This window comes from Peribacillus sp. NPDC056705, from assembly GCF_043656335.1.
In genome coordinates this window covers 830-1,307 of the sequence record NZ_JBHTYI010000209.1, presented here as the reverse complement: position 1 = coordinate 1,307, position 478 = coordinate 830, and the positions used below count along the sequence as shown (strand labels likewise).

The window sequence follows — 478 nt, the reverse complement described above, 5'->3', positions numbered from 1 at the left end:
GGTCATGATCTTGCCGGGAGCCGTTAGCGTATACAACATGATTATCATGCGTACGTACTTCCAGCAGAATATTCCGCTCGAACTGGAGGAAAGTGCGTTTATTGACGGAGCTACCGATATGCAGCTGCTGCTCAAGGTGGTACTTCCGTTATCGACGCCGATCATCGCGGTGATGATGATGTTCTATGGCGTAGGCCGGTGGAACGGTTACTTCGATGCGATGATTTATTTGTCTAACCGCGAATTGTTTCCCCTGCAGCTGATCTTGAGAGAAATCCTGGTGCAGAACCAGATGGGGGATGCAGCGAACCAGGCGATGATGAACAGCAACCAGAGCGAGGTCAACATGATCAAGCAGTCCATTAAATATGCGGTTGTTGTCGTTTCGAGTATCCCGGTACTGATTTTCTATCCGATTGTGTCCAAGTATTTTGAAAAAGGCATCATGGTTGGGGCAATCAAAGGTTAAGTATACAAG

1 protein-coding gene is annotated in these 478 nt (G+C 47.7%); it reads left to right on the top strand.

Features of this window, described 5'->3' with window-relative positions; all coding sequences use genetic code 11:
* The coding region (locus ACFRAK_RS28990; RefSeq protein WP_394573197.1) for a carbohydrate ABC transporter permease at window positions 1–469 on the top strand (469 nt) is incomplete at its 5' end.
* Window positions 470–478: the final 9 nt, after the last annotated feature.